This window comes from Stappia sp. MMSF_3263, from assembly GCF_030733745.1.
Lineage (GTDB): Bacteria > Pseudomonadota > Alphaproteobacteria > Rhizobiales > Stappiaceae > Stappia.
The window spans coordinates 1-15,406 of record NZ_JASHIK010000013.1 but is presented as its reverse complement, the minus strand read 5'-3'; the positions used below and the strand labels follow the sequence as shown (position 1 = coordinate 15,406).

Annotated in this window: 13 protein-coding genes; 12 read left to right on the top strand and 1 reads right to left on the bottom strand. The window is 67.9% G+C overall.

The genetic code is table 11. From position 1 onward, the window contains the following. Positions 1–127: 127 nt before the first annotated feature. A complete protein-coding gene (gene ade, locus RBB46_RS14715; RefSeq protein ID WP_306029772.1) occupies positions 128–1,846 on the bottom strand; it encodes an adenine deaminase in 1,719 nt (572 codons plus the stop codon). A 275-nt stretch (positions 1,847–2,121) separates the two neighbouring features. On the opposite strand from ade, the gene RBB46_RS14710 reads away from it, so the two are divergent. The 12 genes from RBB46_RS14710 to RBB46_RS14655 all read left to right on the top strand — a co-directional run bounded on the left by RBB46_RS14710 (position 2,122) and on the right by RBB46_RS14655 (position 15,320). Beyond that, on the top strand, positions 2,122–3,423 hold the full coding sequence (locus tag RBB46_RS14710) for an ROK family protein (protein WP_306029771.1): 1,302 nt from the start codon (positions 2,122–2,124) through the stop codon (positions 3,421–3,423). Between the two features lie 63 nt (positions 3,424–3,486). Continuing rightward, entirely contained in the window at positions 3,487–4,503 is a 1,017-nt protein-coding gene (locus tag RBB46_RS14705) for a sugar ABC transporter substrate-binding protein (RefSeq protein WP_306029770.1), read from the top strand. Between the two features lie 122 nt (positions 4,504–4,625). Beyond that, positions 4,626–5,702, top strand: coding sequence for an ABC transporter permease (locus tag RBB46_RS14700; protein WP_306029769.1), 1,077 nt, complete (start codon positions 4,626–4,628; stop codon positions 5,700–5,702). Next, on the top strand, positions 5,699–6,478 hold the full coding sequence (locus tag RBB46_RS14695) for an ATP-binding cassette domain-containing protein (protein ID WP_306029768.1): 780 nt from the start codon (positions 5,699–5,701) through the stop codon (positions 6,476–6,478). The genes RBB46_RS14700 and RBB46_RS14695 overlap by 4 nt, the downstream gene beginning before the upstream one ends. A gap of 37 nt (positions 6,479–6,515) precedes the next feature. Further along, a complete protein-coding gene (locus RBB46_RS14690; protein WP_306029767.1) occupies positions 6,516–7,442 on the top strand; it encodes a carbohydrate kinase in 927 nt (308 codons plus the stop codon). Between the two features lie 42 nt (positions 7,443–7,484). Continuing rightward, entirely contained in the window at positions 7,485–8,957 is a 1,473-nt protein-coding gene (gene zwf, locus RBB46_RS14685) for a glucose-6-phosphate dehydrogenase (RefSeq protein WP_306029766.1), read from the top strand. Between the two features lie 190 nt (positions 8,958–9,147). After that, positions 9,148–10,968: a phosphogluconate dehydratase gene (edd, locus tag RBB46_RS14680; RefSeq protein WP_306029765.1), complete on the top strand. Its 1,821-nt coding sequence runs from the start codon at positions 9,148–9,150 to the stop codon at positions 10,966–10,968. A 67-nt stretch (positions 10,969–11,035) separates the two neighbouring features. Then, positions 11,036–11,671, top strand: coding sequence for a bifunctional 4-hydroxy-2-oxoglutarate aldolase/2-dehydro-3-deoxy-phosphogluconate aldolase (gene eda / locus RBB46_RS14675; RefSeq protein ID WP_306029764.1), 636 nt, complete (start codon positions 11,036–11,038; stop codon positions 11,669–11,671). A 136-nt stretch (positions 11,672–11,807) separates the two neighbouring features. Beyond that, positions 11,808–12,107 (top strand): hypothetical protein, encoded by a 300-nt coding sequence (locus RBB46_RS14670; protein ID WP_306029763.1) that lies wholly within the window; start codon positions 11,808–11,810, stop codon positions 12,105–12,107. A 126-nt stretch (positions 12,108–12,233) separates the two neighbouring features. After that, positions 12,234–13,163 (top strand): calcium/sodium antiporter, encoded by a 930-nt coding sequence (locus RBB46_RS14665; RefSeq protein WP_306029762.1) that lies wholly within the window; start codon positions 12,234–12,236, stop codon positions 13,161–13,163. Positions 13,164–13,219: 56 nt separating this feature from the next. Beyond that, positions 13,220–14,842, top strand: coding sequence for a glucose-6-phosphate isomerase (gene pgi / locus RBB46_RS14660; protein WP_306029761.1), 1,623 nt, complete (start codon positions 13,220–13,222; stop codon positions 14,840–14,842). A 208-nt stretch (positions 14,843–15,050) separates the two neighbouring features. Next, positions 15,051–15,320 carry a glycine zipper domain-containing protein gene (locus tag RBB46_RS14655; protein ID WP_306029760.1) on the top strand — a complete coding sequence of 90 codons (270 nt, stop codon included), beginning with the start codon at positions 15,051–15,053 and terminating at the stop codon, positions 15,318–15,320. The last annotated feature ends 86 nt before the right edge of the window (positions 15,321–15,406 follow it).

Here is a 15,406-nt window from a genome sequence, read left to right as displayed (position 1 = left end):
CGCCGGCAAAACATGGATCAAGCTTCCCTTTACGTCAACGTTAAATGACGACAGCCCCCTTGCCGCATGACCGCGCCAGCCAGAATAGCACGGCTTCGCGCAAATCGTCGCCATCCGCGCATGTCCTTCATTCGACGAGCGAAAAGCTGTCGACATCGAAGAGGCCCATGTCGGTGATCTTCAGATGGGGAATGACCGGCAGGGGCAGGAACGCAACCTGCAGGAAGGGCTCAGGCAGGGTGCACCCGAGGTCCCGGGCGGCACGGCGCAGCGCCTCCAGCGCGTGACGGACCGCCTCGAAGGGCTCGAGGCTCATCAGGCCGGCGACCGGCAGGGCGAGTTCTGCGACGATCCGCTCGCCGTCGGCCACGACGAAGCCGCCCTGCAGCGCGGCGATGCGGTTGACCGCGCTCGCCATCGAGAGGTCGTCCGCGCCCACGACGCAGACATTGTGGCTGTCATGGCCGACCGAGGAGGCGATGGCCCCGCGCGTCAGGCCGAAGCCGGAGACGAAGGCCCGGCCGATATTGCCGTTGCGGCCGTGCCGCTCGACCACCGCCACCTTGGCGACGTCCTGCGCCGGATCGGCCGGCACGAAACCCTCCGACACGGCAAGCGAGCGGGTCAGCCGCTCGGTGATGATGCGTCCCGGCACGACGCCGATCACCTCGCGCGCGTTGGCGCCGTCGCCCGCGATGCGGAAATCCTCCGGGCTCATCTTGCGCAGATGGACGCTCTCCAGCCCGACCGGCGCCAGCGGGGGACGCGCGGCGAAGAGCCCGGCATCGACCGGCCGTCCGGCGGCGACCACCGAATGGACCCGGCAATCCTCGAGATCGTCGAGCAGCACGATGTCGGCGCGCCAGCCCGGCGCCACCAGCCCCCGGTCGCGCAGGCCGAAGGCGGTCGCCGCCGACCAGCTTGCCGCGCGGTAGGCATCGCAGGGACGCGCGCCCTTCGCGATCAGCCGGCGGATCATGCTGTCGAGATGGCCTTCCTCGGCAATATCGAGCGGGTTGCGGTCATCGGTGCACAGGCACACGAAGGAGGCCGTGTCCGGCGTCAGGACCTCGGCCAGCGCCTCCAGGTCCTTCGACACGGAGCCCTCGCGGATCAGGATGGTCATGCCCTTGGCGAGCTTCTCGCGCGCCTCCGAAGCGCTCGTCGCCTCGTGGTCGGTGCGGATGCGGGCGGCGAGATAGCCGTTGAGGTCGAGCCCGGAGAGCAGCGGCGCATGCCCGTCGATGTGTCCGTCCTGGAACGCGGCGAGCTTTGCCAGAACCGCAGGATCCCGGGCCAGCACGCCGGGAAAATTCATGAACTCGGCAAGCCCGATCACCGCGCGGTGGTCGCGCAAGGGCGCGAGGTCGTCGATCTCCAGCCGCGCGCCGGCGGTCTCGAAGACCGTTGCCGGCACGCAGGAGGAGAGATTGACGCGCAGGTCCATGAGCGTCCGCTCCGCCGCATCGAGGAAATAGCGGATGCCCTCGACGCCCAGCACATTGGCGATCTCGTGCGGGTCGCAGATTGCCGTCGTCACGCCATGCGGCAGCACGCAGCGGTCGAATTCCAGCGGCGTGACGAGAGAGGATTCCACATGCAGATGGGTATCGATGAAGCCCGGCACCGCATGCCGGCCGCCGGCATCGATCTCCCGATCGCCGCGATAGGCGCCATGCGTGCCGACGATCCGCTCGCCGACGATTGCGATGTCGGTCTCGGTCTCGGACCCGTCGATCACCGAGAACAGCAGGGCGTTGCGGATCACCAGGTCGGCCGGCACCTCGCCCCGCCCCGCGGCAATCGCACGATCAAGGAAGGCTTGCTTTGCCAGGGTGTTCGGCATGGGAGGTCTCCTCGGATGCAACCGCACGGCGGAACAGTCGATACGGGGCCGATACGGGCATGACGGTGTTGACCGGGACCATGGCACAGGCGAGCGGGCCCGCGCCAGCCTGCCCGGGCAGGTGGGCAATTGCGCAGTGCAAAAACGATTTCAGTTGACAGGTCGCCACCATCAGAGATTTTATAAATCAACTAAAAGAAATAAATGCGAATGGTCGGGAAGGCCCTTTTCCGGCTATTCTGACGTAACGTCTCTTCCGTGGGAGGAACAAGGCGGTGGCCAGACGCCCGCTTGTCGGACAAGGCTCGAATTCCGTGCAGTTGCGCCGCTACAACGAGCGCATCGTGCTGCAGGTGTTGCGCCGTGTCGGCGAGGCCTCGAAGGCGGACCTTGCCCGCCTCGCCCAACTTACCAATGCGGCGATCGGCGGAATAATTCAGGACCTTAGCGCCCTCGGCCTGATCGAGACGCTGGGCAAGCGCCACCTTGGCGGGCGCGGCCAGCCGGCGACCATGCTGCGGCTCGCCCCGACCGGGGCCTACGGCTTCGGCGTGCGTCTCGACCGCACCTCGATCGAGACGGTGATCGCCGATTTTTCGGGCCGCATCATCGGCCGCCAGTCGCACGACCGTTTCCTGCCCTCGCCCGAGCGCGCCGTCGAGATCGTCTCGCGCGACATCGCCAGCCTGCTGAAGCTGATCGCCCCGGAAGAGCGTATCCGCATCGCCGGCGTCGGCCTCGCAATGCCCTTCAATCTCGGCTCCTGGCTGCATGAGCTCGGCCTGCCGAGCGAGCATTTCCACCTGTGGGACGACATCGACTTCAAGCAGATGCTGGAAGCGGCGATCGAGTTCCCGGTCTTTTCCGAAAACGACGGCACGGCCGCCGCCATCGCCGAGCTTTTCTCCGGCGCCGGACGGCATGCCGACGACTTCCTCTACCTGTTCATGGGACCGGCCATCGGCGGCGGCCTCGTCTATGGCGGCGACTGCCTGAAGGGCGTCAACGGCAATGCCGGCGACGTCGCCATGATCCCGGTGCCGCCGAGCCGCCTTGCCTCGGCCCCGGCGCCGCGCAGCGGCGAACTCGACATCCTGCTGACCCGCGCCTCGATGGTGGCGCTGAAACGGCATCTGGCCCATCACGGGCTGGGCGCCGAGACCCGGGGCGATCTGGAAAAGGCGGTCGCGGCGCGCCATCCCGCCGTCGACGAATGGATGGCGGACTGTGTCGCCGCGCTGACGCCGGCCATCTGGTCGGCGATCTCGCTGATCGACGTGCCGCTCGTCGTCATCGACTTCGACATCGACGGCGGCCTCGCCGACCGGCTGCTCGCCGCGCTCGGGGAATCGCTTCAACGCGCCGCCCCGGAAGCCCGCCGGCCGCCACGCGTGCAGCGCGGCTCCTTCGGCCAGGACGCGGGCGCGGCAGGCGCCGCCAACCTGCCGATCTTCTTCAACTATTCGCCCCGCGCCGCGATCCTGACGGCCAACGAGGCGATGCGAAGTGCAACCGACACCGGCCCCGAAAGGCTGCGCGCCGGCAACGGACCTGCACAGGATGACCGCCCGGCATGAGGAGCCGGCCGGCCAACACGGCCTGGAAAACAGCTTGGCCAAAACACCCTGGGAGGAACTGACATGCTACGCAAACTGATGCTTGCCGGCTCGATGCTCGCGATGACGGCCGCAGCGCCGGCGATGGCAGCGGACATTTCCGCCTGCCTCGTCACCAAGACCGACACCAATCCCTTCTTCGTCAAGATGAAGGAAGGCGCCACGGCCAAGGCAGCGGAGCTCGGGATCGAGCTGAAGTCCTATGCCGGCAAGATCGACGGCGACCACGAAAGCCAGGTCGCCGCCATCGAGACCTGCATCGCCGACGGCGCCAAGGGCATCCTGATCACCGCCTCCGACACCAAGGCCATCGTCGACAGCGTCGAGCAGGCCCGCAACGCCGGCATCCTGGTGATCGCCCTCGACACACCGCTGGAGCCGATCGACGCGGCCGATGCAACCTTCGCCACCGACAACTTCAAGGCCGGCGAACTGATCGGCCAGTGGGCGAAGGCAACGCTTGGCGATGCCGCCGCCGACGCGAAGATCGCCATGCTCGATCTCGCCGTCAGCCAGCCTTCCGTCGGCGTGCTGCGCGACCAGGGCTTCCTGACCGGCTTCGGCATCGACGTGAAGGACCCGGCCCGCTGGGGCGACGAGGACGATCCGCGCATCGTCGGCAACGACGTCACGTCCGGCAACGAGGAAGGCGGCCGCACGGCGATGGAGAACCTTCTCACCAAGGATCCCACGATCAATGTCGTCTACACGATCAACGAGCCGGCGGCTGCCGGCGCCTACGAGGCGCTGAAGGCGGTCGGACGCGAGAACGACGTGCTGATCGTCTCGGTCGACGGCGGTTGCCCGGGCGTCAAGAATGTCGCCGAGGGCGTCATCGGCGCCACCTCGCAGCAATACCCGCTGCTTATGGCCTCGCTCGGCATCGAGGCGATCAAGGCCTTCGCCGACAGCGGCGCCAAGCCGGAGCCGACCCCGGGCAAGAACTTCTTCGACACCGGCGTGGCGCTCGTCACCGACAAGCCGGCCGAGGGCGTCAGCTCGATCGACACCAAGGAAGGCACGGACAAGTGCTGGGGCTGATCGCCTGACTGGTCGGACATGACGATCCGAACCAACCATCAACGCGGGGGCGGAAACGCTCCGCCCCCGCATCGCGCCAGGCAGGGCCGGGACCAACCAGGCCCCCTTCCGGGGAGGAGAGCATGAGCGACGCGCAGACATCCGGTGCGGACGATTTCGACAAGAACCTCGCGGGCAGTGCCGCGACGGTTGCCACCTTCGACAGCCACCATCGCTCGCTGCTGGACAGGATCCAGCACCGGCTCCACGCGCGGCCCGAATTCGTGCCGCTGATCGTGCTGGTCCTGTCGCTGGCGGTGTTCGGCATCCTGCTCGGCTCGAAATTCTTCTCGCCCTTCGCGCTGACGCTGATCCTGCAGCAGGTGGCGATCGTCGGCATCGTCGGCTGCGCCCAGTCGCTGGTGATCCTCACCGCCGGCATCGACCTGTCGGTCGGCGCGATCATGGTCCTGTCATCGGTGGTGATGGGCCAGTTCACCTTCCGCTATGGCCTGCCGCCGGAGATCGCGGTCCTGTGCGGCCTGGCCTGCGGCATGCTGTGCGGCTTCATCAACGGCGTGCTCGTCGCCTGGATGCGGCTGCCGCCCTTCATCGTCACCCTGGGCATGTGGCAGATCGTGCTCGCCACCAACTTCCTGTTCTCCGCCAACGAGACCATCCGCAGCCAGGACATCGAGGCGCAGGCGCCGATCCTCCAGTTCTTCGGCGAGAAGTTCAACATCGGCGGCGCTGTCTTCACCTATGGCGTGATCGCCATGTTCGCGCTGGTCATCGTGCTCAACTACGTGCTCAACCACACCGCCTGGGGTCGGCATGTCTATGCCATCGGCGACGATCCGGAGGCGGCGGAACTGGCCGGCGTGCGCGTCTCGCGCATGCGCATCTCCGTCTACACGCTGGCCGGGCTGATCTGCGCCGTTGGCGGCTGGGCCATGATCGGCCGTCTCGGCTCGGTCTCGCCCACCACCGGCCAGTTCACCAACATCGAATCGATCACGGCCGTGGTGATCGGCGGCATCTCGCTGTTCGGCGGACGCGGCTCGATCCTCGGCATGCTGTTCGGCGCGCTCATCGTCGGCGTCTTCTCGCTCGGCCTGCGCCTGATCGGCACCGACCCGCAATGGACCTATCTCCTGATCGGCGTGCTGATCATCTCGGCCGTCGCCATAGACCAATGGATCAGAAAGGTTGCAGCATGACCGGCGAACCGATCCTCACAGCAACCGGCCTCGTCAAGCGCTATGGCCGCGTCGTCGCCCTCGACCGGGCCGATTTCGACCTCTATCCCGGCGAGGTGCTCGCCGTGATCGGCGACAACGGCGCCGGCAAGTCCACGCTGATCAAGGCGATTTCCGGCGCCGTCACCCCCGACGAGGGCGAAATCCGGCTGGAGGGAAAGCCGGTCCATTTCTCCTCGCCAATGCGCGCGCGCGACGCCGGCATCGAGACGGTCTACCAGAACCTTGCCCTGTCGCCGGCCCTGTCGATCGCCGACAACCTGTTCATGGGCCGCGAGATCCGCATGCGGGGATGGATGGGCAAATACCTGCGCAAGCTCGACCGCAAGGCGATGGAAAAGATCGCCCGGGACAAGCTGTCGGAGCTTGGCCTGATGACCATCCAGAACATCAACCAGGCGGTGGAGACGCTGTCCGGCGGCCAGCGCCAGGGCGTTGCCGTGGCGCGCGCCGCCGCCTTCGGCTCCAAGGTGGTGATCATGGACGAACCGACCGCAGCGCTCGGCGTCAAGGAAAGCCGCAAGGTCCTCGACCTGATCCGTGACGTGAAGGCGCGCGGCCTGCCTATCGTGCTGATCTCGCACAACATGCCGCATGTGTTCGAGGTGGCCGACCGCATCCACATTCACAGGCTCGGGCGTCGCGCCTGTGTCATCAAGCCCGGCGACTTCTCCATGTCGGACGCGGTCGCCATCATGACCGGTGCGATGGAGCCACCGCAGGCCGAGGCGGCGTGACAGACCAACCGGACCAGACAAACGGAAACCGAACGACATGATTCTCGTATGCGGCGAAGCGCTGTTCGATCTCTTTGCCGAGGAGGACGGCGAGCGGCTGACGCTCGATGCGCGCATCGGCGGCTCGCCCTTCAACGTCGCCGTCGGGCTTGCCCGGCTGGAGACACCGGCCGCTTATTTCGGCGGCTTGTCGCGCGACTTCCTCGGCCGCAGGCTGAAGGCGGCGCTGGAGCGGGAAGGCGTCGACACGAGCCTTGTCGTCGACAGCGACGCGCCGACAACGCTGAGCCTCGTCGGCCTCGACGCCGTCGGAAGCCCCGCCTACAGTTTCTGCGGCGAGGGGGCGGCCGACCGGATGATCTCCCCCGCCGACATTCCCGACCTGCCGGAGGCGATCGACACCGTTCATCTGGGCTCCTTCTCCGCGCTGGTGCCGACCATCGGCGACACGCTGCTGTCGCTCGCCGCGCGCGAGCATGGCCGCCGAATGATCGCCTATGATCCGAACATCCGACCGACCGTGGTCGCCGATCTCGATGCCTGGCGGAACCGCATCAGCGTACTGCTGCCGCATGTGGACCTGCTCAAGATCAGCGCGGAGGATGTCGAGACGCTCTATCCCGGTGCCGATCCGCTGGCCCTCGCCCGCGACTGGCTGGAGCACGGACCGGCGCTGGTGGTGATCACCCGTGGCGGCGACGGCGCCCTTGGCGTGACGGCTCGCACCGTCGCCTCCGACCAGGGCCAGCGCGTTACCGTGGCCGACACGGTCGGCGCCGGCGACACCTACCAGGCGGCCCTGCTGGCGCGCCTCGGGGAAACGGTCGGGCGCACCCGCGCGGCGCTGAAGGGGCTCGACGCCGAAACGCTCGCCGGCCTGCTCGCCTATGCCGGGCGGGCCGCCGCAATTACCTGTACCCGGCGCGGAGCGGACCTCCCCCGCCGCGCCGACCTCGCCGCCTGAAGGGGTACCCGAAGGCATGACCCGCCTTTTGAAAGGATCGCAATGGCAACGCGCGTCATCGAAGTAGCCCCGTTCGACCTGATCGTCTTCGGTGCGACCGGCGACCTTGCCCACCGCAAGCTTCTGCCGGCGCTTTATCACCGGGATCTCGACGGGCAAATCCCGCTGGATGCCCGCATTCTCGCCTGCTCGCGCCGCGACATGTCGGATGCCGACTACCGCCGGTTCGCGGACGAAGCGGTGCGCGAGCATGTCAGCGACATCGAGGACGCGGCCCTTGCCCGGTTCCTTGACCGGCTCTCCTACCTCGCCGTCGACGCGGCCGGCGACCGGGGCTGGCGCGAGCTCGCCGCTGCCCTCACAGGGCGCGAGGAGGTGGTCCGCGCCTTCTATCTCGCCGTTTCGCCCGACTTCTTCGGCCCGATCTGCGAACGTATCGGCGCGAATGGACTGTCCACCAATCTTGCCCGCGTCGTCATCGAGAAGCCGATCGGCAAGGACGGCGCCTCGGCACGGGCGGTCAACGCGGCGATCGGCGCGGTCTTCCGCGAGGACCAGATCTTCCGCATCGACCATTATCTGGGCAAGGAGACGGTGCAGAACCTGATGGCGCTGCGCTTCGCCAACGCGCTGTTCGAGCCGCTGTGGAACGCCGCCCATATCGACCATGTGCAGATCACCGTGGCCGAATCGCTCGGCGTCGAGGGTCGCGCCGGCTATTACGATACCGCCGGCGCGATGCGCGACATGGTGCAGAACCACATCCTCCAGCTGCTCTGCCTTGTCGCCATGGAGCCGCCGGAGTCGATGGACGCGGATTCGGTGCGCGACGAGAAGCTGAAGGTGCTGAAGGCCTTGCGGCCGATGGACGCCGAACTGGCGGCACGGGCGACGGTGCGCGGCCAGTACCGGGCCGGGGCCTCGTCCGGCGGGGCCGTGCCCGGCTACCTGGAGGAGCTCGACGACCCCGCCTCGCAGACGGAGACCTTCGTCGCCGTCAAGGCGGAGATCGCCAACTGGCGCTGGGCGACGGTGCCCTTCTACCTGCGCACCGGCAAGCGGCTCGCCGCCCGCGTCTCCGAGATCGTCGTGCAGTTCCGCCCGATCCCGCATTCGATCTTCGGCGAGGAGGCCGGCGCGATCTCTTCCAACCGTCTCGTCATCCGCCTGCAGCCGGACGAGGGCGTGCGCATGCAGGTGATGATCAAGGACCCCGGACCGGGCGGCATGCGCCTGCGCCAGGTGCCGCTCGACATGTCCTTCGCCAAGGCGTTCAAGGTGCGCAACCCGGATGCCTATGAGCGGTTGATCATGGACGTGATCCGCGGCAACCAGACTCTGTTCATGCGCCGCGACGAGGTGGAAGCCGCCTGGGCCTGGGTCGATCCGATCCTGCAGGCCTGGGCGAGCCAGAAGGAACCGCCGAAGGGCTATACCTCCGGTACCTGGGGGCCCTCCGCCGCCATCGCCCTGATTGAGCGCGACGGGCGGACCTGGTTCGAGGACCTGATCTGACCGGTATGGCGGCCGCCCGCCCGACCGTGTCGCCCCGCGCATCTCCATCGGGCACGGCGCCCGGTTGAAGACGAAATTAAATCGATTTAAACATCGTGCCGGAACGGGTATCACACCCGCCGGTCCAACAGGAAAGCCGGTCCCGGACATCTCCCGCCCGGGCGCCGCAACCGAAAGGACGGAGACCGCCATGAGCCTTCATTCGACACTCGCAGCCGTCACCGAACGCATAACCGAGCGCAGCCGCGACAGCCGCACGCGCTATCTTGCGCGGATCCGCGCCGCCGGCGAGGCCGGCCCGAAGCGCTCGACGCTGTCCTGCGGCAACCTTGCCCACGGCTTCGCCGCCTGCGGCGTCACCGACAAGTCGCGGCTTGCCGGCGACGTGGTGCCCAATCTGGGCATCATCACCGCCTATAACGACATGCTCTCCGCACATCAGCCCTATGAGCGCTTTCCCGAACTGATCCGCGACGCGGCGCGCGAGGTCGGCGGTGTCGCCCAGGTGGCCGGCGGCGTGCCTGCCATGTGCGACGGTGTCACGCAGGGCCAGACCGGCATGGAGCTGTCGCTGTTTTCCCGCGACGTGATCGCCATGTCGGCGGCCGTCGGCCTGTCGCACCAGATGTTCGACGCCGCCGTGTTCCTCGGCATCTGCGACAAGATCGTGCCAGGGCTGATGATCGCGGCGCTCTCCTTCGGCCACCTGCCGGCGGTCTTCGTGCCGGCCGGGCCGATGCCCTCCGGCATCTCCAACGACGAGAAGGCCAAGACCCGCCAGCTCTACGCGGAAGGCAAGATCGGCCGCGCGGAATTGCTGGAATCGGAGAGCAAGTCCTACCACTCTCCCGGCACCTGCACCTTCTACGGGACGGCCAATTCCAACCAGATGCTGATGGAGATCATGGGCCTGCACCTGCCGGGGGCAAGCTTCGTCCATCCAAACACGCCGCTGCGCGATGCGTTGACGAAGGAAGCGGCCAAGCGTGCCCTGGCGCTGACCGCGCTCGGCAACGCCTACACGCCCGTCGGCGAGATGATCGACGAGCGCGCCATCGTCAACGGCGTCGTCGGCCTGCATGCGACCGGCGGCTCGACCAACCACACCCTGCACCTTGTCGCCATCGCCCATGCGGCCGGCATCCGGCTGACCTGGGACGACATCTCGGACCTTTCCGAGGCGGTGCCGCTGATCGCGCGCATCTATCCCAACGGCATGGCCGACGTGAACCACTTCCAGGCGGCCGGGGGCATGGGCTACCTGATCGGCGAACTTCTGTCGGAAGGCCTGCTGCACGAGGACGTGCGCACCGTCAACGGTACCGGCCTGTCGACCTATACGGTCGAGGCGCGCCTTGGCGAGGACGGCGGCGTCGCCTGGGTACCGGCGACCCGCGAGAGCGGCGATGCGAAGGTACTGTCCACCGTGGCCAAGCCGTTCCAGCCCAATGGCGGGCTGACCGTGCTCGACGGCAATCTCGGACGGGCGGTCATCAAGGTCTCGGCGGTCGCACCGGAACGGCGGATGATCGAGGCGCCGGCGCGGATCTTCAACTCCCAGGAAGCCGTGCAGGACGCCTTCAAGGCCGGCGAACTGACGCAGGATTTCATCGCCGTGCTGCCCTTCCAGGGCCCCCGGGCCTGCGGCATGCCGGAGCTGCACAAGCTGACACCGGCACTCGGCGTCCTCCAGGATCGCGGCATCCGCGTCGCGCTTGTCACCGACGGGCGCATGTCGGGCGCGTCGGGCAAGGTGCCGGCGGCCATCCACGTGACGCCGGAAGCCGTTGACGGCGGCCCGATCGCCCGCATCCGCGACGGCGACATGATCCGCGTCGACGCCACCACCGGCCGGCTCGAGGTTCTCGTCGACGCAGCCGAGTTCGAGGCCCGCGCCCCCGCGACGGCCGATCTTTCGGCGCACCAGCAGGGCATCGGCCGCGAGCTGTTCGCCGCCTTCAGGGCCCATGCCGGTCCCGCCGACCAGGGCGCCCATGTCTTTGGCGCCTGATCTCCTCGGCGCCTGATCCTTTCCCCGCGCCCCTGCCGGCGCGCAACCATCCGGAGCATTCGACGCAATGGCACAGAACACCGACATCCTCGACCGCGTCATGGGCGCCGCGCCGGTCATCCCGGTGCTGATCGTGGAGGATCCGGCCAAGGCCGTGCCGATGGCGCGCGCCCTGGTGCGCGGCGGACTGCCGGCCATCGAGATCACGCTGCGCACCCCCCGCGCGCTGGAGGCGATCCGGGCCGTCGCCGCCGAGGTGGAAGGCGCGATGGTCGGCGCCGGCACCGTGCTCGACGCCTTCCAGTATGACGAGGCTGTCGCCGCCGGGGCGACGTTCGTCGTCTCGCCCGGCGCCACCGGAGCGCTGATCGAGGCGGCCTCCGGACACGACGTCCCGCTGTTGCCGGGCGCGGCAACGGCCTCGGAAGTGATGCGGCTGCTGGAGGCAGGCTACTCGCGGCTGAAGCTGTTCCCGGCGGAAGCCGTCGGCGGCGCCAACCTGCTCAGGTCCCTCGCCTCGCCGCTGCCTGCCGCCCGCTTCTGCCCGACCGGCGGCATCACCGAGAAAAGCGCCCCGACCTATCTGGCGCTCCCCAACGTCGTCTGCGTCGGCGGCTCATGGATCGCCGGGGCGGACGCGATCGCCAGTGGCGACTGGGCCGGGATCGAGGCGCGGGCGCGCCTCGCCGCCGCGCTTTCCTGACCGCCGCCCGGCGTGGCAACGGGCGTGAAAAAATATCCCGCGCAGGCCCGCAGGCAGGTCTTGCGCGCGGCCCCGGACCTTCCCATTTGCGCTTGGCCGCGAGCGATCATGCCCGCGTCCTTCGAGGGTCAAGGCCATGCCAGGCTCGCCTGCCGCCACCCAACCGGCGGTTTCACCCCGCACGCGCGACGCGCGTCCGGGCATTGTCTTCTACATCATACTCGTCTCCGCGATCGCCCTGTTCGGCGCCGAAGTCTGGACCATGACCCTCGGCTTCCTATGGGCGCTGAGCGGCATCCTGTCGCTCGGTCAGACCGGCATCGCACTGGTCGCGGCCGTGCTCCTGCCGGCGGCCACCCTCGCCACCTGGAAGCTCGCCGTGATGGCCTTCGAGGGCGAACGCGACCTGCTCCGGCAGGACCCGACCGGGACCTGATCCGGCAGCCGCCGAACCGGCGCCCCGCGCGCCCGGACCTGCAGTTTCCCGAGGCGGCATTCCGTCGCCACGCAGTCCTCCCTTGTCGCCTCCGGCACGCCCCGCCCGAGGCGCCGGAGCCTTGTCATGCTCATCGATACCGGGCTTCTCGCCCTTGGTCTTGCCCTGCTCTTCGGCGGCGGCGACGCGCTTGTGCGCGGCGCGGTCTCGCTGGCCGCGCGACTGCGCGTACCGCCTCTCCTTGTCGGCCTGACCATCGTCGGTTTCGGCACCTCCATGCCGGAACTGCTGGTCTCCCTGCAGGCAGCCATGGCCGGCCTGCCGGATATCGCCGTGGGCAACGCGGTCGGATCCAACACCGCCAACATCCTGCTCATTCTCGGCCTCACAATGCTCGTCGCGGCCGTGCCGACGCGCATCGACGGGCTCGGCCGCGACCTTGCGGCGATGCTCGCAAGCGCCTTCGCCCTGGCCGTCGTTGCCTGGACCGGCACCCTGTCCGCACCGGTCGGCATCGCGTTCGTGGCCGTGCTTGCCGGCTATCTCGGCTATTGCGCAAAGACCGGCCGCAGCGAATCTGTCGACATCGTCGACGCCGCCCGGCTGATGCCGGTCTGGCAGGCGCTTGCCCTTGTCGGCGGCGGTCTCGCAGCCCTGGTTTTCGGTGCCGACTGCCTGATCGACGGCGCCACCCGGATCGCACGTGCCTTCGGCCTGTCGGAGGCCGTGATCGGGCTTACGGTGGTGGCCGTCGGCACCAGCCTGCCGGAGCTTGCGACCTCCGTCACCGCCGCGTTTCGCCGGCAACCGGAGATTGCCATCGGCAACATTGTCGGTTCCAACATCTTCAACATTCTGGGCATTCTCGGCGTGACCGCGATGCTTGCACCCGTTCCGATCGCCAATCGGATGGCCACCTTCGACATTCCGGTGATGCTGGTCGCTTCACTGGCGCTTGCCGCCCTGCTGTTCGCCATCCCCGGCCGCGCGCCGCGTCTCGCCGGGCTCCCGTTTCTCGCGGCCTATGGCTGGTATTGCGCCACATTGCTTGCCTAGGGTCGGGATCCACCGAATGCCGCCCGCTCCAAGGACATTGAAAGAGGAGGACACCGATGACGCAGGCAGCCATGCCGCATGAGCTGAAGCAGCGGGCCACGGACCTGCAGGCAAAGGGATTGCGCCGGATCTTCGCCGAAGACCCCGGCCGGTTCGACAAGCTCTGTGTCGCGTTCGACGACCTGCTCATCGACTTTTCCAAGATGCACTGGGACCGCGAGGCGATTGACGCCCTCGCCGCCCTTGCCCGTGCGCGCGGTGTGGAGGATCGGCGGGCGGCGATGTTCGAGGGTCGCCCGATCAACTCGACGGAAGGCCGCGCGGTGCTTCATGTCGCGCTCAGAAACCGTTCTGGCAGCCCGGTCGAGATCGACGGGCACGACGTGACGCCCGACGTTGAGGCAACGCTGGCGCGCATGGCCGCATTCTCCGACGCCGTTCGAAACGGCGCCCTCACCGGCTCGGGCGGACATCCCTTCACCGACGTGGTCAATATCGGCATCGGCGGCTCCGATCTGGGGCCGGCCATGGTGACACAGGCGCTTGCCCCCTTCGCCGACGGTCCCCGCCTGCACTACGTGTCGAATGTCGACGGCGCCCATATCGCGGACACGCTGAAGCCACTCGACCCGGCGACAACGCTCGTCATCGTCGCGTCGAAGACCTTCACCACCATAGAGACGATGACCAATGCCGCGACGGCGCGCGCCTGGATCGTCCGCCATCTCGGCGAGCAGGCCGTCGGCGCCCACTTCGCCGCCGTTTCCACAGCCCTCGACAAGGTCGACGCCTTCGGCATTGCCGCCAGCCACACCTTCGGTTTCTGGGACTGGGTCGGCGGCCGCTATTCCGTCTGGTCGGCAATCGGATTGCCGGTGATGATTGCCATCGGGCCTGACGATTTCGGCGCCTTTCTCGACGGCGCCCATGCAATGGACCGGCACTTCGAGACGGCGGAAGCAAAGGTCAACCTGCCGATGCTGCTCGGTCTTGCCGGCATATGGCATCGCAATGCCTGCGGCTTTCCGGCCCGGGCGGTCCTTCCCTACGACCAGCGGCTCGCCCGCCTGCCCGCCTATCTCCAACAGCTCGACATGGAATCGAACGGCAAGCGGGTGACGCTTGCCGGCGATCCGGTGAGCGAGGCAACCGGCCCGCTGGTCTGGGGCGAACCCGGCACCAACGGCCAGCACGCCTTCTACCAGCTCCTGCACCAGGGCACCGACGTGATCCCGTGCGAGTTCATTCTCGCCGCAAAGGGACACGAGCCGGACCTTGCCCACCATCACGCCTTGCTGGCGGCAAACTGCCTGGCCCAGTCGGAAGCCTTGATGAACGGCCGCACGAGGGAGGAAGCCGAAGCGATCCTGCGCGCGGAGGGCCGAAGCCAGGACGATGTCGCCCGGCTCGCCCCGCACAAGGTGTTCCCGGGCAACCGTCCCTCGGTCACCATCCTGCATGAGCGACTGACGCCCTTCGCGCTCGGCCGCCTGATCGCGCTCTACGAGCACCGGGTGTTCGTGGAAGGCGCGATCTGGAACATAAATTCCTTCGACCAGTGGGGCGTGGAACTGGGGAAAGTGCTTGCCGGGGAACTGCTGCCGATGGTCGACGGCCGCGCGCCGGCGAAGGGGCGCGACGCCTCGACGCTCGGCCTGCTGCGCCGGCTGCGCAACTAGCACACCATTTCCCTCTCGCGGAAAATCGTCAAAAGGAACGAGCATCCAATGATCTGCGTCACACCTTCGCTCCAGCGATCTGCTAGACTGAATGGTGTTTTAGTGCTCAGATAGGCTGCAACGGAGGGACGGTTCGCCCTCTCCCGTGGTGGTGCCTACCGGGAGGCGACATTCGCCGGAACCAAGTGGACATGTGAGGAGTTATAGGATGGTCAGGATTGTTCTTGTGGGCGCAGCTGCGCTTCTGCTGGCGGCATGCCAGTCCGACAGCCAGCGCGACCGCGCACTTGTGGGCGGTGGCCTTGGCGCCGCAACGGGTGCGGTGATCGGAGCGGCGGCAACCGGCGATGTCGGCGGCGCTCTCGTGGGTGGCGTCATCGGCGGCGTCGGCGGTGCCATGGTCGGTTCGGCCACCACGCCGAAGAACTGCATCGCGCGGGATCGCTACGGCCGCCGCTATCGGGTCGTCTGCCCGTAAGGGGCGCCAATCGCCTGCCCGAGAGGACATGCCTGACCGCCGCAACGCAAGCTTCGGCTGACCGTTGCGGCGGCGTTCGCGTTTGA